The organism is Rhodocyclaceae bacterium (assembly GCA_020248265.1).
In the GTDB taxonomy this organism is placed as follows: domain Bacteria; phylum Pseudomonadota; class Gammaproteobacteria; order Burkholderiales; family CAIKXV01; genus CAIKXV01.
This window is the reverse complement of record JADCHX010000005.1, coordinates 64520-84200: the sequence shown is the minus strand read 5'-3', so window position 1 is coordinate 84200 and position 19681 is coordinate 64520. Positions and strand designations below refer to the sequence as shown.

General features: G+C 68.8%; 19 protein-coding genes. 8 read left to right on the top strand and 11 right to left on the bottom strand.

What is annotated here, in order from left to right; all coding sequences use genetic code 11:
- Positions 1-5 precede the first annotated feature (5 nt).
- On the top strand, positions 6-818 hold the full coding sequence (pcaD, locus tag ING98_07670) for a 3-oxoadipate enol-lactonase (GenBank protein ID MCA3101735.1): 813 nt from the start codon (positions 6-8) through the stop codon (positions 816-818).
- On the opposite strand, the gene ING98_07665 is transcribed toward pcaD, so the two are convergent.
- Positions 763-3090 (bottom strand): xanthine dehydrogenase family protein, encoded by a 2328-nt coding sequence (locus ING98_07665; protein ID MCA3101734.1) that lies wholly within the window; start codon positions 3088-3090, stop codon positions 763-765. The genes pcaD and ING98_07665 overlap by 56 nt on opposite strands.
- Before the next feature lie 20 nt (positions 3091-3110).
- Positions 3111-3950, bottom strand: a complete 840-nt coding sequence (locus ING98_07660) for a GntR family transcriptional regulator (GenBank protein MCA3101733.1) — start codon at positions 3948-3950, stop codon at positions 3111-3113.
- A gap of 311 nt (positions 3951-4261) precedes the next feature.
- On the opposite strand from ING98_07660, the gene ING98_07655 reads away from it, so the two are divergent.
- From ING98_07655 to ING98_07640, 4 genes are all read left to right on the top strand, one after another.
- Complete coding sequence (locus ING98_07655) at positions 4262-5161, top strand: serine carboxypeptidase (protein MCA3101732.1); 900 nt, start codon at positions 4262-4264, stop codon at positions 5159-5161.
- A 45-nt stretch (positions 5162-5206) separates the two neighbouring features.
- The gene (locus ING98_07650; protein MCA3101731.1) at positions 5207-5407 is read left to right on the top strand and encodes a tautomerase family protein; all 201 of its coding nucleotides are present in this window, start codon (positions 5207-5209) and stop codon (positions 5405-5407) included.
- Positions 5407-5778 carry a VOC family protein gene (locus ING98_07645; protein ID MCA3101730.1) on the top strand — a complete coding sequence of 124 codons (372 nt, stop codon included), beginning with the start codon at positions 5407-5409 and terminating at the stop codon, positions 5776-5778. The genes ING98_07650 and ING98_07645 overlap by 1 nt, the downstream gene beginning before the upstream one ends.
- A 79-nt stretch (positions 5779-5857) precedes the next feature.
- Positions 5858-6865, top strand: a complete 1008-nt coding sequence (locus ING98_07640; GenBank protein ID MCA3101729.1) for a tripartite tricarboxylate transporter substrate binding protein — start codon at positions 5858-5860, stop codon at positions 6863-6865.
- A 43-nt stretch (positions 6866-6908) separates the two neighbouring features.
- Here the strand turns inward: ING98_07640 and ING98_07635 are convergent, their stop codons facing one another.
- From ING98_07635 to ING98_07605, 7 genes are all read right to left on the bottom strand, one after another.
- On the bottom strand, positions 6909-7787 hold the full coding sequence (locus tag ING98_07635) for an alpha/beta hydrolase (protein MCA3101728.1): 879 nt from the start codon (positions 7785-7787) through the stop codon (positions 6909-6911).
- Positions 7788-7819: 32 nt separating this feature from the next.
- On the bottom strand, positions 7820-8452 hold the full coding sequence (locus ING98_07630; protein ID MCA3101727.1) for a carbon monoxide dehydrogenase subunit G: 633 nt from the start codon (positions 8450-8452) through the stop codon (positions 7820-7822).
- 60 nt (positions 8453-8512) lie between these two features.
- A complete protein-coding gene (locus ING98_07625) occupies positions 8513-9511 on the bottom strand; it encodes an amidohydrolase (GenBank protein ID MCA3101726.1) in 999 nt (332 codons plus the stop codon).
- 99 nt (positions 9512-9610) lie between these two features.
- Positions 9611-12004, bottom strand: coding sequence for a xanthine dehydrogenase family protein molybdopterin-binding subunit (locus ING98_07620; GenBank protein ID MCA3101725.1), 2394 nt, complete (start codon positions 12002-12004; stop codon positions 9611-9613).
- Complete coding sequence (locus tag ING98_07615; protein ID MCA3101724.1) at positions 12001-12519, bottom strand: (2Fe-2S)-binding protein; 519 nt, start codon at positions 12517-12519, stop codon at positions 12001-12003. The genes ING98_07620 and ING98_07615 overlap by 4 nt, the downstream gene beginning before the upstream one ends.
- Positions 12516-13403, bottom strand: a complete 888-nt coding sequence (locus tag ING98_07610; protein ID MCA3101723.1) for a xanthine dehydrogenase family protein subunit M — start codon at positions 13401-13403, stop codon at positions 12516-12518. Before ING98_07610 ends, ING98_07615 begins: the two co-directional genes overlap by 4 nt.
- 126 nt (positions 13404-13529) lie before the next feature.
- Positions 13530-14378, bottom strand: a complete 849-nt coding sequence (locus tag ING98_07605; GenBank protein ID MCA3101722.1) for an IclR family transcriptional regulator — start codon at positions 14376-14378, stop codon at positions 13530-13532.
- A gap of 210 nt (positions 14379-14588) precedes the next feature.
- Here ING98_07605 and ING98_07600 point away from each other — a divergent pair, with 210 nt between their 5' ends.
- The 3 genes from ING98_07600 to ING98_07590 all read left to right on the top strand — a co-directional run bounded on the left by ING98_07600 (position 14589) and on the right by ING98_07590 (position 17457).
- Positions 14589-15398, top strand: coding sequence for an SDR family oxidoreductase (locus ING98_07600; protein MCA3101721.1), 810 nt, complete (start codon positions 14589-14591; stop codon positions 15396-15398).
- 9 nt (positions 15399-15407) lie between these two features.
- Positions 15408-16733, top strand: coding sequence for an amidase (locus ING98_07595; protein MCA3101720.1), 1326 nt, complete (start codon positions 15408-15410; stop codon positions 16731-16733).
- Positions 16734-17016: 283 nt separating this feature from the next.
- The gene (locus ING98_07590; protein MCA3101719.1) at positions 17017-17457 is read left to right on the top strand and encodes a hypothetical protein; all 441 of its coding nucleotides are present in this window, start codon (positions 17017-17019) and stop codon (positions 17455-17457) included.
- 25 nt (positions 17458-17482) lie between these two features.
- Here ING98_07590 and ING98_07585 read toward each other — a convergent pair whose 3' ends face one another.
- Both ING98_07585 and ING98_07580 read right to left on the bottom strand, forming a co-directional pair.
- Positions 17483-18703: a CoA transferase gene (locus tag ING98_07585; protein ID MCA3101718.1), complete on the bottom strand. Its 1221-nt coding sequence runs from the start codon at positions 18701-18703 to the stop codon at positions 17483-17485.
- A 14-nt stretch (positions 18704-18717) separates the two neighbouring features.
- Positions 18718-19677, bottom strand: coding sequence for a hypothetical protein (locus ING98_07580; GenBank protein MCA3101717.1), 960 nt, complete (start codon positions 19675-19677; stop codon positions 18718-18720).
- Positions 19678-19681: the final 4 nt, after the last annotated feature.

Below are 19681 nucleotides of genomic sequence, written 5' to 3'. Positions count from 1 at the left end.
GCACGATGAAGGTTCGAACCAACGGCATCGACATTCACTACGTCATCGACGACCGGACCGGCGGCACCGGCCCATGGCTCACGCTGTCGCATTCGCTCGGCTGCAACGTCACGATGTGGGACGACCAGATGGACATGCTGGCGGCACGCTTTCGAGTGCTGCGCTTCGATACCCGCGGCCATGGCCAGTCGAGCGCGCCGCCCGGTCCGTACACGCTCGATGAGCTCGCCGAGGATGTGCACGGCCTGTTCGCGCATCTCGGAATCCGGCGCACGCACTGGATCGGCCTGTCGATGGGCGGCATGATCGGCGAGACCTATGCGCTCGCTCACCCGGGCGTGTTCGAGAGCCTCGTGCTCGCCGACACGACCAGCAAGCGTCCGCCCAATGCACTCGAGATGTGGGGCGAACGCATCCACATCGCGCAGACGCAGGGTATGCAGGCGCTGCTCGAGAGCACGCTGGCACGCTGGTTTACCGCCCCGTTCCGGGCTGCCCGGCCCGACGTGATGGCCCGTATCGGAGCCGACATCCTGGCCACGCCCCCGGACGGCTTCGCCGGCTGCTGCGCGGCCATCGCGCGGGTCGACCTCGCGCATCGCCTGCATGAGATCACCTGCCCGGTGCTGGTGATGGTCGGCGACCAGGACCACGGGACGCCGCCGGAGATGGCGCGCGAGATCCACCGCAACCTGCCCGGCTCGCAGCTCGTGATCATCCCGGACGCATCGCACCTGTCGAACGTCGAACAGCCCGCGTTGTTCAACCGCGCGATCGTCGACTTTCTCGCAGTGCACGCGCCAGCCGGTCGGGGCTGAGCGGCAACTCGGTCAGTGCCAGGTCGAAGTCGCGCAGCGCGTCGGCTACCGCGTTGGCGACTGCCGCGCCGACGCCCTCGGTGCCGCCTTCGCCGACGCCTTTAAGGCCGAGGGCGTTGTGCGACGAGGGAGCGAGGTTCACGCTGATCGCATCGACGCGCGGAAACTCGGTGGCGGTGGCTATCAGGTAGTCGGCGAAGGTGCCCGACAGCATCTGGCCGTCGCGGTCGTAGACGAACTCTTCGAGCAGGGTGCCTGAAAGGCCCTGCACCGATGCGCCGATCACCTGGCCATGCACGATCATCGGGTTGACGGGATTGCCGCAGTCCTCGACGGTCAGCAGGCGCAGTACTTCGATCTGTGCGGTCTCGACATCGACCGCCACATGCGCGACCTGGGTACCGTATTCGAAGGTGCAGCCGCGACTCTCGTACACCATGTCCGCTTCCAGGGCCGACAGGGCCGATGGGTCGCCAGCCGCGGCTTCGCTGCAAAGCATCGGCAGGTCGAGCAGCACCGGTCCGGCGCTGCCGTCCGGGCCGGTCGCGCGCACCACGCCGCCCTCGCATGCCAGCGTGGCGGCCGCCAGGCCGCTGCGCGCGGCGGCCAGCGCGATCCATGCGCTGCGCAACGCCTCGGCCGCGGTGCGCACTGCATTGCCGCCCATCACGATACCCCGGCCATGGAAGGTGCCGCCACCGCGCTTCGTGCCGAGCGTCGAGCAGGCCTGCACCTGTACGGCTTCGAACGGCAGGCCGAGTACGTCCGCTGCGATCTGCGCGAAGGTCGTCTGGTGGCCCTGGCCGCTCGAGGAACAGCCGGTGAACACGTCGATCGCATCCGGCCTGCGCACCCGGATGCGGGCGTACTCGGCCGGGCCGGGGCCGGTGCTGTCGACGAAGCAGCCGATGCCGATGCCGTGGTAGCGGCCATCAACCAGCCGGCCGCGCTGCGCTGCCAGCGCGGCATGGCCGATCTCGTCGAGCGCACGCGCCAGCGCGGCCGGATAGTCGCCGCTGTCGTAGCTGGCCGGACCTTCGTAGGGCACCAGGCTTCCGATCGGGTAGGGCATCTGTTCGCGGCGCACCAGGTTGCGTCGGCGTACTTCGGCGGCATCGATGCCCAGGTCGTGCGCCATCAGGTCGATCAGGCGCTCGCGGAAGAAGTTCGCCTCGTAGCGACCCGGGCCGCGGTAGGTACCCGTTGGTGTGCGGTTGGTGACCACTGCCTCGATGTCGCAGGCGTAGTCGGGGATGTCGTACGGACCCGGCAGGAAGTTGCCGGCCTTGGCGGCCGCGATCACGCCGGTGGTGCGCACATAGGCGCCCATGTCGGCGACCAGCCGGCCGCGCAGGCCGAGGATGCGGCCATCGGCATCTGCCGCGATCTCTAGCTCGCATTCCATCTCGCGTGCGTGGTTCATCGCCAGCAGGTTCTCGCGTCGGTCCTCGATCCACTTGATCGGCAGCCCGGTGATCCGGGCCGCAGCCGGAATGAGCAGGTCTTCGGGGTAGAACTCGCCGCGCGCGCCGAAGCTGCCGCCGACGTCGAGCTCGACGAGGTCGACCTGCGACGGCTCGAGCCCGAGCATGCCGGCCAGCACGTCGCGGTTGAAGTGCGGCACCTTCGCGGCGCCGAGTACCTCGAGGTGCGCGCGCGCAGCGTCCCAGCGCGCGACCAGGCCGCGCGTCTCGAGCGGCACCGAGGAATGGCGATGGCACCTGAAGGATTCACGCCGCGTGTAGGCGGCGCGCGCGAAGGCCGCCGCGGCGTCGCCGCGCCGGCTCTGCCAGCGTTCGGCCACGTTTCGGCCTGAAGCCGGGTGCACGAGGATGCGTCCCGCGCGCGCCGCGTCGAAGGTGACGATCGGCTCGGTCGCCTCGATGTCGGGATACAGCATTTCGGCCGCGTCTTCCGCCAGTGCCCTCGACGTGGCAACCACCAGTGCGACCGGCTCGCCGACATAGCAGACGCGGTCGCGTGCGATCACCGGTTGCAGGTAGTCGAGCAGCCCGGGCAGGATGCCTCCCCGCAGCGGGATCGGCCGGGTGCAGGCGGAGAAGTCCGCAGCGTCGAGCACGGCCACCACGCCAGGCGCGGCCAGCGCGGCAGACTTGTCCATGCTGCGGATGCGGCCGGCTGCCACCGGGCTGCGCACCACCACCGCATGGTGCAGGCCGGCGCACTTGAAATCGTCGACGAACCGGCCCTGCCCGGTCAGCAGGCGCAGGTCTTCCCGCCGCCGCAGCGGCTGGCCGACGAGCTTGCGCATCGACACCGCCTGCCGGCCAGTCAGCGCCGCGCCGCGCGCTTGCGAGGGAGCGGGTTCCTGCCGCCTGCGGCAGGGTCAGCTCCGGTGCCGATCTCGTTGCGCAATGCGCCGGCGTGCTTGAGCAGGTAGGTGGCCGAGCCAGCGATGTCGCGTTCGATGGCTACCCGGGTGCCTCGCGCATTGCCCTTGCGCAGGCAGTCGATCACGGTCTGGTGCCCCGTGGCATCCCAGGGGGTGGCAGGCGCGGTCAGCGAAAAGTACATGAACGGGCCTGCGCGCAGCCAGAGCGATTCGATCAGGCTGGGCAGGATCTCGGAGGCCGAGGCGGAATACAGGGTGAAGTGGAACGCCTGGTTCAGCCGCAGGCAGGCGAGAATGTCGCGGCTCGCGATGGCGCGATGCAGGCGAGCATTGATCTTCTCGAGTGCGGCGACCAGTTTCGGGGTGGCATTGCGGCAGGCCATCTCGGCTGCCATGCCTTCGAGCGCCTTGCGTACACGGGTGAGCTCGGTAAACCTGGCTCTCGTCATGCGTGCGACGGCCACCGAGCCGTTCGGCTGTGTTTCGAGCACGCCGGAGGCGATCATCTGGCCCAGCACGCCGCGCACCGGCATCGGGCTGGTCCCGAGCTTGTGCGCCAGTTGACGCAGGGACAGCGTCTGGCCGGGTACGAACTGCCCGGTCATCAGCGCGACGCGCAGCAGCCGCGCCACCTGCAACTGGAGTTCGCCGCGCTGGCGCCCGGCGTCGTTGCCTGCGCGGACCCTTGTGCCGCCGCGCCCGGCGCCGTTACCGGCGTGCAGGGCCTGTATCGAGGGGAAATCGGTTGATTCGCGCGCGGCGCGGGTCAGTGCATCCATGGCTTTCACTATGCTCAGCAGCCGACGGTGTGTCAAGGATGCGGGCTGGCACGCTGTGCATGCCGGCCGTTGCGCATGCAGCGTGCGCGCCGGGATGCGGGTCCTTGAGCACCTTGAGGACCTTGACCGGCTCGCCTGCTGTGATCACACTTCACGCTGTCGATTCCGGGTGATCACTCCATGAAGGAAGCAGGATGAAGCAGGCGGCCGGAGCAGTGACGGCGACAGGGACAGGGACAGGGACAGGGACAGGGACAGGGACAGGCACGGGCATCGTGGCGGATACGGGGGCCGGCGTCCATGCGGACGGCATGGCCGACATCGACTGGAAGCGCTGCGCGATCGCAGTCGTCGGCGGTGACCGCCGCGAGCAGGAGATCGCCCGCCTGGCGGCGACGACGGGGGCGACCGTGCGTGCATTCGGTTTTCCGTGGCCCGATGCTGGCATCGAAGGCGTGACCCGCGCCGCCAGCGCGGCGGAGGCGCTCGCCGGTGCGCGTTTCGCGCTGTTTCCGATCCCCGGCATCGCGCCCACCGGTGCCCTGTTCGCCCCCGCCGCGCCCGAGCCGATCATCCCCGACCGGACCATGCTCGCGGCGATGGCGCAGCCGGCCCATGTCATCCTCGGCTGGGCTGATCCGAAGCTGCAGGCGCATTGCGACGCGCTCGGTATCACGCTGCACGAATACGAGTGGGACCAGGACCTGATGCTGCTGCGCGGCCCTGCGATCATCGAAGGGCTCCTCAAGGTGGTGATCGAGAACACCTCGATCACCATCCACAAGGCGAACGTCGCGGTCGTGGGGCAGGGATCCATCGGCTTCCTGCTCGCGCGCTACATGGTCGCGCTGGGTGCGGTCACCCACGTCGCCGCGCGCAATCCTGTGCAGCGGGCCGCGGCCTATGCGGCCGGTGCGCAGGTACACATGCTGGAAGATCTGCCTGCGCTCGCGCCCGGCCTCGACATGGTCTTCTCGACCGTGCCGTCGCGCGTGGTCGGGCGCGACGTGCTGGAACGGCTGCCCAGGCATGCACTGGTCGCCGACCTCGCAGCGCCGCCTGGCGGCGTCGACTTCGAGGCCGCGAAGGAACTCGGCCTGAAAGCCGTCTGGGCACGCGGGCTGGGTAGCCGGGCACCGGTCACCGTCGGTGCCAGCCAGTGGTCGGGTGTCCGGCCGCGCATCGAGAAGATCCTTCGCGCGGACGCCTGAGTCCGCCTCCGATACCCGATCCGATACCCAATCCGAGGAGTTCAGATGCCAGTAGTCACTGTACAGATGTGGACCGGCCGCAGCACCGAACAGAAGCGCAAGCTTGTGGCGGCCATCACCGAGGCCATGGTCGTGCATGCCGCGTGCAAGCCCGACCACCTGCACGTGATCATCCAGGACGTGCCCAAGGACAGCTGGGGTCGTGCCGGCAAGCTCGGCATCGAGAACGAGCCGGACACCCACTGATGGCAACCGACGAGACGCCGCGTACCCTCGGCTTCGCGCACCTGCTGATGCAGGTCGCCGACATCGAGGCCTCGAAGCACTTCTATGTAGACCTGCTCGGTTTCACCATCCGTCCGGCCAGGCCGCTCGCCGACGGCCGGCCGTTCGTGCCGTTCCTCCAGGGGCTGGCGCTGACCACCGGGGGCCCCGGCAAGCCGCTGCAGATCGACCACATGGCCTATACGGTGCACGACGTAGAAGGCCTGGCCACGCGCCTTCGTGCCGCCGGGGTGCATTTCTTCCAGGACGTGCACGACGGCATCTACGGACGTACGATCTATGTCGCCGATCCGGACGGCACCAAGGTCGAGCTTTACGAACCGCCGCGCTGAGTCGTTCTCCGATATTCGTCACGCCGGGCCGTACCGCCGCCATCCCCGCGATACGGACCGCCTTCCCCTGGAGCAAGCAATGCCATCCAGTCTTTCCTCGAGACGCGGCTCCCTCCGTGTCGCCATCGCGCTTGCCCTGGCTGGCTCGACGGTCCTGCTCGGTGCGGCCTCCGCCGATGCCCTGGCGCAGGCCTGGCCGGTGCGTCCGATCCGGCTGATCGTCCCGTTCGGTGCCGGCTCCACTGCCGACATCATCGCGCGGCTGATGGGGGCCCAGTTGTCGAAGGAACTCGGCCAGGGAGTCGCCGTCGACAACCGTCCGGGCGCGGCAGGCACCATCGGTGGTGCCGAGGCGGCACGCGCTGCGCCGGACGGCCATACCCTGGTGCTCGGCACGGTTGCGAGCCATGGTACCGGCACCCTGATGATGGCCAACGTGCCGTATGACCCGGTGCGCGATTTCCAGGCGATCACGCTGATCACGAACGCCCCCGGGCTCATCGCGGTGCATTCGTCGCTGCCGGTGAAGACGGTAAAGGACCTGGTCGCGCTCGCCCGGCGCGATCCGACGATGAACTACACCAGTTCCGGCACCGGCACGACCACCCACCTGTCGGGCGAATTCCTGTTCGCCCGGGCCGGCGTCACGATGACCCACGTCCCGTACAAGGCGCAGGGGCAGGCGATCGCCGATTTCGTCGGCGGACACCTTCCGGTGATGATCTACGCGATACCGGCGCTTCGGCCCTACATAGACAGCGGGAAGATCCGCCCGGTCGCGGTGACCTCGATCAGGCGCGTCCCGAGCCTGCCGTCGGTACCGACGGTCGCCGAATCGATGCTCCCGGGCTTCGATTTCACCGCATGGTTCGGCATCATGGCGCCAGCCGGTACGCCGCGGCCGATCATCGACCGCGTGCACCGGATCATGCTCGGCGCGATGGAGACCGCTGAACTCAAGCAGCAGTTGGCCGCGCAGGGCCTGGAGCCGGTCGGCATGGGTCCGGACGAGTTCCAGGCATTCATGAAGGTCGACCTGCAGCGCTGGCGCGAGGTGATCGCGAGCACCGGCATCAAGGGCCAGTGATCGGTCGCACGGCCTGCGGAAGACAGCCGCAGGCCGCGCGGCATCAGGTCTTGAGCAGTGCGCCCGGGATCGCGCGAGGGTCGCGTACCTTCCAGGCGTTGTTCTCGACCTGCGCCAGGAACTCGGCGACGAACTGGTTGAACAGCGCTGGCTCCTCGAGGTTCACCGCATGGCCGGTCTTGGGCAGCACGACCAGGCCGCACGCCGGCAGGATGCGCTTGAGGAAGATGCCCGGCTGGATGCAGTGATCGTCTTCGTCGCCGACGATCAGCAGTGCAGGCACCTGCATGTTGCGCAGGTTGTCTTCGAGGTCGTAGAGCGATGGCCTGCGCGCCTGCACGCCGCGCATCGTTGCTGCCGCGCCGACCTGCGAGTGCTGTTTCAGGCGCTCGATGAAGGCACGCCAGCCGCGCGGATCCTTGTTCTGGAACTGCACGCGCGCGGCCGCCTCGCCGTAGATCTCGGCGAATTTCGCGGGACCCATCGATTCGAACTTGCCCGCGGCGACCTCGGCCTGGGCGCGCATCTCGCCCTCGAAGGCCTTCTCCGCCCCGTAGCCGGCGGCGGCGGCGGTCAGCGACAGCGCGCGCGCGGGATGGTTGAGCCCGAAGTGCAGGGTAGCGAAGCCACCCATCGAGATGCCGACGATATGTGCCCTGGCGAGGCCGAGGTGGTCCATCACCGCGGCGATGTCGTCACAGGCCTGCCGCTGCGAGTAACGCTCGACGTCCGACGGGATGTCCGACGGCGGATAGCCGCGGGCCGCGTACACGATGCAGCGGTAGCGACGAGAGAAGAAGCCGACCTGCTGTTCCCAGCTGCGGTAGTTGTCGCCGAACTCGTGCACGAACACGATCGGCGTTCCCGAACCGGCTTCTTCGTAGTACAGCTTTACGCCATCGGCAGCGGTCGCGTAGGGCATTGCAGGCTCCTCGGGTTGGGGTGGGTGAGCGGTCAGCCGCGCATGCTGGTCAGGAACATCGCGATCACGAGGGCTGCCGCCGCGCCGACCGCCCAGACCCACTTCGGTACCGCGCCGATCGGGTCCGGGTTCGCCGCCGGCGGCGGCAGCGGGGCCTCTGGTGCTTCGGCTGCAGGCGCTGCGGCGGCAGGCACCGGCGTCTCGTCGCCGGCATCGGCGCCGCCGGTCGCGACGACGTTCTTCTCGAACGCGTCGAAGAATTCCTGTGCGAGCTTGGTCGCCGTGCCCTCGATCAGCCGCGAGCCGACCTGTGCCAGCTTGCCTCCGACCTGGGCATCGGCGACGTAGTTGAGGCGCGTGCCGCCATCGACTTCCAGCAGGGTGACCGTCGCCTTCATCTTGCCGAAGCCGGCGACACCGCCCTGGCCCTCGCCGACGATCGTGTACTGCTCGGGCGGCGTCAGGTCGATCAGCTTCACGTTGCCCTTGAACCTGGCTTTCACAGGGCCGACCTTCAGGGTGAGGGTCGCATTGAGCTCGGTGTCTGACACCTTGTCGATCGTCTCGCAGCCGGGGATCGAGCGCTGCAGCACGCCTGCATCGTTGAGTGCTGCCCAGACTACCGGCCGCTTGGCCGGGATGATTCGTTCGCCTTTGATTTCCATCGTCGTACCTGCCTGTGTGGGTGAGTTCGGGCGGAAGTGCCGTGCCGTGATTGCCGCAGGTCAGAACCGGAACAGGCGGCGCGGGTTGCCATCCGCGATCAGTTCGATGTCGCGGGCGCCGATCCCGGTCGCCCGCAGGGTTGCCATCGGGTCGTGGTCGGCGGGCGGGAACGAATCGTCGCTGCCCAGTACCACGCGATCCGCGCCGACGCGTTCGATGAGGTAGCGCAGCGCGGCAGGTTCGTGGAGGATCGTGTCGTAGGACAGCCGCGTCAAGTACGACGAAGGTGCCATGGCCGCGACGTCCTGCTGCTGCTTCCGGTCCATCCGGCCATGCATGCAGTCGAAGCGGCCAATGAGCCAGGGCAGCGCACCGCCGCCATGCGACAGGATCAGTTCCAGCTTCGGGAAGCGGTCGAGTACGCCGGACCCGATCAGCGATCCGACGCACAGCGTGGTGTCGTACGTGTACTGAACGATCTGGTTCAGCGCGTGGCGCGTGGTGCGCGCGTTCGGGGCTGGCGCGGCCGGATGGATGAACACCGGCACGCCGAGCGACTGCGCGCAGGCCCAGTATGCGTCGAGGTCGATGTCTCCGAGGTTGGTGCCCTCGATGTTGGCGGCGACGACGCCGCCGACGGCGCCATCTTCGCGCACCGCACGCTCGAGTTCGCGCGCGGCACCCGCCGCATCGGGCAGGGCACCCGAGGCGAGCCAGGAGAAGCGCGACGGCTCGCGCGCACACAGGCGCGCCAGCGAATCGTTCAGCAGCCGGTGCCAGCGGGTGCCCTGGGCATGGGGCAGTGCGTAGGCGAAGATGTCGGTCCATACCGACAGCACCTGCCGGTCGATGCCGGTGCGGTCCATGCTCGCCAGCCGATCGGGCACCGGCTCGACCAGCTTGCTGAAGAACGGGCGTACCTGCAGCCCGTGGGCGAAGCGCAGGCAGTGGCAACCCGGCGAGGACTCGACCACCGACACGCCGAAGTCGGCGGCGCGGGCGGACAGTGGCTCGAGGATCTCGAGCGGGACGTAGTGGGCGTGGACATCGATCGGCATGACGGCAGTTCTCTGGCAGTGCAGTGGAAATCCGCGCGTGCGCGGGAGGTGGGATCGGCAGGCAGGGCGGCGAACGCGCAGCCACCGATGCCCGCGCGTTCAGTTCGTGCCCGCCCTGTTGCGCGCCTCGCGCATCGCGCGCGCAAGGCGCTCCGGCGACAGTGGCAGGTCGGTGATCTTCACGCCCAGGCCGGCGAGTGCAGCCGCCACCGCATTGCCGAGCGCGGCGCCGGTGGCGACGATACCGCCTTCGCCCGCACCCTTGACGCCCAGCGGATTGAGCTTCGAGGGGTGGGCCTCTAGTGTGATCACTTCGATATTCGGGAAGCCGGTGGCGGTTGCGACCAGGTAGTCGGCGAGCGTTCCGGTGACCAGCTGGCCGCTGTCGTCGTATACGAGCTCGTCGAGGAAGGTCGCGCCTATGCCTTGCACCGCCGCACCGATCGCCTGCCCGTGCACCAGCAGCGGGTTCACCGCGCGTCCGATGTCCTCGATCGCCAGGAAGCGCAGCAACTCGACTTCGGCCGTCTCCGGGTCGACCGCCACCTGCGCCACATGGGTCCCGTAGGTATAGGTACGCTTTTTCACCTCGAACAGCGCGACCGCCTCGATCGCTGCGGCCGCCATCGTGTCGCCGGCGTCGGCCAGCGTGGCGATCTCGGCGAAGGTGCCCGGGTGCAGTGGCACGGATTCGCCGCCGGCGGCGGGCGCGTCGGCACGGCGCAGGAACCGCCCCGCCCGATAGTCGATCATCGACGGTTCGATGCCGTGGTGCTGTGCGCACCAGGCGCGGGCCTGCGCTACCAGCTTCTCGGCGGCGCGGTGCAGCGCGCTGCCGCCCACGACGACCGCACGGCTGTGGTAGGTGCCATAGCCGAACTCGACCAGCGTGGTCGATCCGTGGTGCAGGGTGAAGGCCTCGATCGGCAGGTCCAGCACGTCGGCGACGATCTGCGCCATCACCGTCTCGTGCCCCTGCCCGGACGCGGAGCAGGCGGTGAACAGGTCTATGCCACCGTCGGGTCGCGCCTTGATGCGGCCGGTCTCCGAAGGCCCGGCACCGCTGGATTCGACGAAGCAGGCGAGTCCGACGCCGAGAAGGCGCCCATCATCGGCGACGTTGCCGACCTTCAGCATGTCTCCATAGCCGGTCTCGGCGAGGGCACGCTCGAAGGCCATCGGATAGTCGCCGGTATCGAACTCGATGGCGGGCTCGTACGGGCAGAGCTGGCCGTTCGGGAACGGCATCTCGTCCGGGCCGATCAGGTTGATGCGCCGGATCTGCGCCGGATCGATCCCGAGGTCGGCCGCGGCGAGGTCGATCAGCCGCTCGCGGAAGAAGTTGGCCTCGTACCGGCCCGGTCCCCGGTAGGTGCCGACCGGTGTCTTGTTGGTGATCAGCGCCAGCACTTCGAAAGCGCAGTCGGGCATCCGGTACGGCCCCGGCATGAACTGGGCGGCCTTCGCCGGCACCACGCCGCCGTTGGTGCGTACGTAGGCACCGAGGTCGCCAAGCACCCGTCCGCGCAGCCCGATGAAGCGTCCGTCTGCTTCGCAGGCGATCTCGAGCGTGCATTCGATCTCGCGCGAATGATTGGTCGCGAGCAGATGCTCCCGCCGATCCTCGATCCACTTTACCGGACGTCCCAGCGAAAGCGCGGCGAAAGGCACGAGGAAGTCTTCAGGATAGAGTTCTCCGCGCACGCCGAAGCTGCCGCCGACATCCAGTTCCAGCAGTTCGACCGCGGACTCCTCCATCGAGAAGACCTTCGCCAGCCAGCGGCGGTTGAAGAAGGTGACCTTGGCGGCGCCCCAGATGCGCAGCACGCGCTGCCGGGCGTCGAACTCGGCCAGCAGACCACGGGTTTCCATCGGCAGCGCGGCCTGACGGTGGCAGCGGAACGTTTCGCGGCGGCGGTAGGGCGCGCGACCGAAGCCGCCCTCCGGATCGCCACGCGACACCGTATACCTGGCGGCGATGTTGCTGCCGGCATCCGGATGGACCAGCGTGCCGCCAGCCTCGGCCTGGTGCACGTCCGTGACCGGCGGCTCGGTGTCGTACTCGACATCGACGAGGTCTAGCGCGTCCTCCGCGACATAGCGGTCGTCGGCCACCACGAGCGCAACCGGTTCGCCGACATGTCGCACGCGGTCGTTCGCGAGCGGGTACTGCAGGTAGCGTTCGAATCCCTCGAGCGGCGCCAGCCGGATCGGTATCGGCTGCGCGATCGAGGCGATGTCGGCCCATGTGTAGACGGCGACCACGCCGGGCAGGGCGAGTGCACGCGATGCATCGATGCCAAGGATGCGGGCATGCGCATGCGGGCTGCGCACCACGACGGCGTGCAACTGGCCCGGACGCTTGAGGTCATCGACGAAGATCGCGCGGCCGGTCAGGAAGCGCGCGTCCTCGGTGCGCGGGAGTGCGCGGCCGACCTGCGGGCCACCCGCTGCTGCCCCGCGTTGCGCCGCCACGCTGGCCGTTGCGTTCAAGCCACCGTTCCTTCGCGCAGGCGCCGGGCTGCGTCGAGGATCGCCTCGACGATCGGCACGTAGCCGGTGCAGCGGCACAGGTTGCCGGAGATCGCGTGGCGAACCTCGTCCGGCGTAGGGTCGGGCGTTTCTTCGAGCAGTGCATGCGCGGTGGTGAGCAGCCCGGCAGTGCAGAAGCCGCACTGCAGAGCATGATGTTCGCGGAACGATTCCTGGAGCACCGACAGACCGGTTTCGCCGCGCAGCACCGCCGGACCGTTCAACGGGCAGCGCTCGGCCAGACCCTCGACCGTCACCACCGAGGAGCCGTCGGCCTGCACCGCATACATCAGGCAGCCGCGGACCGAGCGGCCATCGACCAGCACGGTACATGCGCCGCACACGCCATGCTCGCAGCCCAGGTGCGTGCCGGTGAGGTCGAGCGTTTCGCGAAGGAAGTCGGCCAGCGTCATCCTCGGTTCGACGCCTCGCTCGAACTGCTTTCCGTTGACCGTCAGGCGGATTGAATACGTCATCGGTCAGCTCCGGAGACGGCGCCGGGGGCCAGCGCCTTTGCGAGGGTGCGCCGGACCAGCACGTGCGCGAGTTCACGCCGGTACTCGGCGCTGGCCTGGTGGTCGGAGCGCGGCTCCAGCCCGTCGGCGGCGAGCGGGGCCACCCGTTCGGCCAGGCCCGGCACAGCCGGCTCGCCAATGAGCGCAGCTTCGACGGCGCTTGCGCGAATCGGCAGGTCTGCTGCACCGAACAGTACGACGCGTGCTGCGCTGATACGCGAGGCCGCATCGACGTCAACGCTCAGCGCGACGCCGAGCATCGCATAGTCGCCATGGCGCCGCGCGATCTCGGCAAAGCCGTGCCGGCGTCCGGCGGGGCAGGCCGGAAAACGTATCCCGACCAGTATCTCGTCGCTGGCCAGCGCCGTGGTGAACAGACCCCGGAAAAAAGACCCGGCTGCGACTTCGCGCCGGCCCGAAGGCCCCTGGATATGCATGGTGGCGTTGCAGGCCACGGCGACCGCCGGTAGTTCCGCGGAAGGGTCGGCATGCGACAGGCTGCCACCGAGCGTGCCACGGTTGCGGATCTGCACATGGGCGACCCAGGGCATCGCCGCATGGATCAGCGGTTGCAAGCGGGCCAGCTCCGGCGAGAGTTCGAGGGTCCGGCTGCGAACCATCGCGCCGGCCAGCACCGAGCCATCCGCTTCGATCTCGAGTCTTCCGAGCCCTTCGACCCGGTTGAGGTCGATCAGGACCGCCGGGCTGGCCAGCCGCAGCGCGAGCACCGGCGCGAGGCTCTGGCCACCGGCCAGCAGTCTTGCATCATCGCCGTGCCGGGAAAGGGCTTCGACCGCCTCATCGAGGCTGCGTGGGGCAAGGTAGTCGAACGCGGCAGCTTTCATCGCGACTGCTGTATCCCTGTTGTGATCAGCGTACCGGGCTGCACCGCCCGACGAACCTTGCAAGCTTACGTCAGATCCGCAGCGAGGTCGGTCCGGATCCCGGCCGTGTCCCGGACCGTGCGCGACTCAGCGTCCGATGGCCGCCAGCTTCTGGCTGATGTCGTCGGCCGCCCGCCGGGTCAGCGCGATGATTCGTGTGCGTTGCCGCTCGGTGAGACGGAATGCCGGCCCGGCCACCGAAAGCGCCGCGGCCAGCCGCGTACCCTCGGCCACCGGGGCGGCTGCAGCCCAGATGTCGGGCGTGATCTCTTCGGAACTCTCCGACCAGCCCTGGCGCACGATGGTGGCCAGTTCCTCGGCGAACGGACCTGGCCGGCGCCGCAGGTCGGGATCGATCTTGCGCGCGCGCGCCAGGTATTCGTCGCGTTCGCGGTCGACCATGTGGGCCAGCAGCAGCTTGGGCGACGCACCGCGGTGCAGCGGGAAGGATGCGCCGACCTCGAACGACAGCCTGACACGCTGGACCGATTCGGCGCGCTCGATGCAGATCGCGGCATCGCCCACGCGGCGCACGAGGATTACCGTCTCGCCGGATGCGTCGCGCAGTTTCTCCATCACCGGAAGCGCGACGTCGATGAAGCTGAACGCGGCGCGCGAGGCGCGGGCCAGCTCGACCATGCGCGGGGACAGGTGGTAGCCGCCATGGCCGTCGTCGGTGACCAGGCCGACCTCGCGCAGCAGCGCGATGTAGCGGTAGGCGGTCGACAGCGGCACCTTGACGCTCTTCGCGATGGCATCGACGGTGACGATCGGGCGGTCGGGCGTGAACGAGGTGAGTACCTGCAGCACCTTGCGCGAACTGGCGGTGCCGCGGATGCGCTTGGCCGGTGCGAGCGGCAGCAGTGCCTTCGGCCGGGGTGTCGCGGCGCGGGGCGCGGTTGCGCGAGCCCTGGTAGTCGTCTTCTTGCTTGGCATGTTGGTGGTCTTCTGGATTGATTCTTCTTACAGGTGAGTATAGCCTTATCTGCAAGTGAGATGTCGTTGGCGACTTCGATCCAGTCTCGCTCCAGCAGCGCCGGGGTGGCCGGTCGACGGTCCAGCACGTTTCCGGGCCACGTCGTGCGGTCGGTGCTGGCAATATCCAGTCCGGCCATGTGCCGGCGAACCAACACACGGGAGAATTCGATGGACCTGCAACTTTCCGGGAAGAAAGCCCTGATCACCGGTGCCAGCATGGGGATCGGCAAGGCGATCGCGCTGTCGCTGGCCAGGGAAGGCTGCGACGTGGCGCTGTGCGCGCGCGACAAGTCCAGGCTCGATGTCGCCGCCGACGAGATACGCACCGAGACCGGACGGACGGTGTTCACCATCGCCGCAGACCTCACGCGCGCCCCTGACGCCGAAGCGTTCATCCGCGAATCGCATCGCGCGCTGGGCCGCATCGACATCCTGGTCAACAATGCGGGTTCGGCGCCCGGTGGCGTCATCGAAACGCTCAGCGAGGCCGACTGGGAGCAGGCGCTGCAGCTGAAGTTCATGGGGTACATCCGGTGCCTGCGATACGCGCTGCCGATCATGGTCGCGCAGGGTGGCGGGCGTGTCGTGAACCTGATCGGCAATGACGGCATCAAGGAATCGTACTGGGAGATCGCTCCCGGCGCGGCCAATGCCGCGGGCCAGAACATGAACAAGGCGCTGGCCGGCCAGTACGGCCGCAACAACATCAGTTTCGTCGCCGTAAACCCCGGCCCGGTACGTACCGAGCGGTGGGACGGGCTGGTCAAGGCGATGGCACGGGACATGAAGCTCTCGTACGAGCAGGCGGACCAGCTCGCCCCGCGCAGCATTCCGCTCGGGCGCATCGCCGAGGTCGATGAAGTGGCGAACCTGTGTACCTACCTCGCGTCGCCGCTGGCGTTCTTCGTCAACGGCACCATGATCGAGATCGATGGTGGCCAGCAGAAGCCGTTGATGGACCAGTTGCGCGACCGCTAGCCCGCGCGCATGAGCCCGGACGGCGGGCCGGCGAGGCCGCTGATCGAAGCGCTGCTGCAGCGCATCGGCCGCGAGGATGCCTCGCTCCATGCGCTGAGCGCGCGCACGGAGCCGTCCGCGCTCGCCGCAGCGGAGCGCCTCGATGCGCTTGCGCCGGCATTGCGTGGCGCACTTCCACTCGCCGGGATGCCGGTGGTGGTCAAGGACCTCATCGACACGCCGCCGGCCGCCTGCAGGGGTGGGCTCGACCTGTTCGCTGGCTGGTACCCTGCAGTGCCAGCCGAGTCGGTGCGCCGGCTCGAGGCAGCCGGGGCGGTGGTGGTCGGGGTCGCCGAAACCGACAACGCCGGGTTCGGGGTGCGTACCGCACAGGTGCGCCATCCGCGTGCACCGGGGCATACCGTCGGCGGCTCGAGCGGCGGTTCGGCTGCGGCCGTGGCGGCCGGCTGGGTGCCGGCGGCGTTGGGCACCGATACCGGTGGCAGCATCCGGATACCCGCAGCCTGCTGTGGCGTGGTCGGCTTCAAGCCAACCTGGGGGCGTGTGCCGGTACGGGGCGTGCGTACGCTGGTTGCGTCGCTCGACCATGTGGGGCCGATTGCCTGTGATGTCGCGACCCTGCGGCGCGTGCAGCAGGTACTCGATCCAGACGGTGTGCCGGCGCTTGATCCGGCGCCATCGGACGGACTTCGTTGGGGGCAGCTGCGGATCGGCATCGAAGGTTCGCGCGTCGCCGAGTGCGACCCGGCCACCTCGGCGGCGATCGAAAGGGCCATCGAGCGGCTCGCGGCCGCGGGGGCGCGGCTGGCTCCGGTGGACCTGCCTGGCGATCCGCTGCTCGACCGGGTGCACGAGACTGTGTTCTGCCATGAGGCGGCACAGGCCTGGCGCGCAGTGCTGCGCGACCCGCAGCAACTGGCCCGGCTTCCGCTGATGGTCCGCAATACCCTGCTGGCCGGTGCGGCCATGGCGCCCGGGGCCTATCAGGCCGCCATGGCCGAGCGCATGCGCCTGCGCGACACCATCGACCGGCTGCTGGATTCGGTGGACCTGCTGCTGTGCCCGACGGTACCGGTGCTGGCGCCGCGGGTGGACGCCCGGCAGGTGCGGCTGCGGGGCCGGGATCACGGCTTTACCGGGCTGCTGATCCGCGATACCCGACTGTTCAACCACACCGGTCATCCGGCCCTGGCCCTGCCCCTGCCACTGCCACCGTCGGAGGCAGACTCCGCCGACCCGAGGCAGGCCAGCCTGCAACTGGTCGCCGCGGCGGGTCGGGACGGCTGGTTGCTCGAAGCCGCGCAGGCCATCGAGGCACTGCTCGCCGACCGCTGAACCGGCGTCTCTCGATCGCGAATGGGCGCCCGCGCGGTGCCGGGTGGCGCTCCCGGACCTGACGCTGCGCTGTCGGCAGTGCGGATCGAACGTACCCGCCTCCAAAGAAGCGGTTCAGCCGGATGTTTGAGGGGGACAAATTGTCCGGAATCGGTCAAAATTCCAACCTAGGCTCTGTTGTCTCGAGAGCCGTATTCGGCCGGGTTGGCGCCCGGTACTCAAGAAGCCGCGTCGCAGGCCGTTACCCCAACGGAACTTGCTCAACTGAAGACCAGAGGCCCCCGTGCTTACCAAAGGACTGTTCCGTTTTCTCGCCGTCACCGGTTTCGTCGCCGCCGGCATGACCCCCGCCATCGCACAGCAGAGCGCGATCGACTCGCAGTTGTCGCGCCTGAGTGGGCGCATGGAGGCGCGCAACATGGCCCAGGCCTCGCGCGACCTCACTGGTTCGCTGCGCCACGGTCAGCGCACCGACTGGACGATCTTCCTGGTGAAGGAAGTCGACTACCGCATCCACGGTGTGTGCGACAACGACTGCCGCGACCTCGACCTGATCCTGCTCGACGAGCGTGGCAACGAGATCTCGCAGGACACTTCCACTGACGACATCCCGATCGTCAACGCTCGCCCGAAGTGGACAGGCCGCTTCACGCTGCGCGTGATCATGGAAGACTGCAAGGTCAACCCCTGCAACTACGGCGTGCGCTTCTTCGCCGACAAGTAACCGGTCGGTGGCGGCCAGCCGCGGCTCAGATGATGCCGCGGCTGCGCAATGCCTCGATCTGCGCAGCCGAGCGCCCCAGCAGTTCGCCAAGCACGCCCTCGGTGTGCTCGCCGAGCAGCGGCGGACGCCGGTGCTCCACCGGCGTGGCGGAGAAGCGCATCGGACTTGCGATCGTCGGTACTTCACCGGCGGACGGATGCGGCAGCTTCATCGCCAGCCCGCGTGCGCGCGCCTGTGGATCTGCGAACACCCGATCCATCGTGTTGATCGGCCCGCAGGGCACACCAGCGGCTTCGAGCGCGCCGATCCAGTGGTCCATCGTCTCGCAGGCAATCGCTGCCGCCAGCAGCGGCGCCAGCACGGCGCGGTTGCGCACGCGGTCCGCGTTGCTCAGGAAGCGCGGATCGTCGGCCAGCGCAGGCGTACCGATCACCGCGCACAGCCTCCGGTACTGGCCATCGTTGCCGGTGGCGACGATGATGCTGCCGTCCTTCGCGCGGAAGGTCTGGTAGGGCACGATGCTGGGATGGCCGTTGCCGATGCGCGGCGGAATCTCGCCGGACACCAGGTAATGCATCGCCTGGTTCGACAGGTATGCCACCTGCACATCGAACAGAGCGAGGTCGATGTACTGGCCGGTGCCGGTCGAGTGACGCGCCTGCAGCGCGGCCAGCACCGCTATCGTCGCGTACTGGCCGGTCATGATGTCGGTGACTGCAACGCCTGCCTTGACCGGACCGCCACCGGGCACGTCGTCGGGTTCCCCGGTGATGCTCATCAGGCCGCCCATGCCCTGCATCAGGAAATCGTAGCCGGCACGCTCGCGGTACGGACCGGTCTGGCCGAAGCCGGTGATCGAGCAGTAGATGAGCCTCGGGCAGGTCACCGACAGCGACGCATAGTCGAGCCCGTACTTCGCGAGGCCACCGACCTTGTAGTTCTCTAGCAGGATGTCGGATTTCGCGGCCAGTTCCTGCGCGATCGCCTGTCCCTCCGGCGTGGCGATGTCGAGCGTGATCGAACGCTTGCCGCGGTTGGTCGACAGGAAATAGGCGGACTCCCGGGTCGGTTCGCCCGCGGCATCCTTCGCGAACGGCGGACCCCAGCCGCGGGTGTCGTCACCGGCGCCCGGGCGTTCGACCTTGATCACCTCCGCGCCGAGGTCGGCGAGGTTCTGGCCGCACCACGGACCGGCCAGTACCCGAGAGAGATCGAGCACCCTGCAACCTTCGAGCGGACCGCGCATCTTGTGTCCCTTGTTCATTCATCGCCGACGAACGGCAGTAGCGCCTGCAGTACCGCGGGCGAGGAGAAAAGGCGTCCGGCGTCGTCGCCGGCATCGGCGACCTCCACCAGCCGCCAGTAGACAGGGCGCCCGCTCTCCAGTGCCGCCTGCCGGCCGGCGCTGAGCAGGTTGCGTCCGCGCGCGAGCAGCGAATCACCGGCCGGCCCGCCGACGGCGCGGTCGGCCCGGCTGCTGCCCAGCACGAGCGTCAGGGGCTGGGCCAGGTAGGCGCGGATCGCCGGTTCGCTCGCCATCGAACCGGGCAGTTGCCCGAACCCCCAGGGGAAATCGAGCGATCGGTTGGGCATCAGCGTGGTGCGCGGATTCGCCGCGACGATATGCATCGCCTCGGTCGGTGCAAAGGCGGACCAGCGCATCAGCGCTTCGGCGCCGGCCCCGTGGCCGAGCAGGGCATGGGGTACCGGGGCGCCGCCGTCGCTGCACAGTTGCCCGATCAGCGAGGAGAGCACCGCATCGAGCCTGAGCGCGGGCGGTTCCGGCTCGATCACCACGCCGTTGTCCGGAAAGGTGCGCCGCGCGACGCCTGCCCACGGATAACGCCACGCCGAGAACCGCTCGGCGTCGAGTTGCGGGGCGGCGATCGTATAGCCGTGCGCCTCGGCGATCGGGATCGCGAGGTCGCGGTAGCGCCTTGCGTCGCCGCCTTCGTCGTGCAGCACGACCAGCACCGGACCACGCACCGGCCGGTTGGCCGCCAGGTATCCGGGAAGCGGCGGTGCGGCCGCGGGCCGATAGGTGAATACCGTGAGCGCCAGCCCGCCGGCCTGCATATCGAGCCGCCCCGGGCCGGGCGGAACCCTGGATACGGCGGGGCTGGCGTTCATCGAAGCCGCCGTGTCTCCGGCCTGCGCATTCGACGCGGCCGCAGCCAGTCCGCCGAGCAGCGCGGCGGCCAGCAGGACCGACGACAGCACGTGC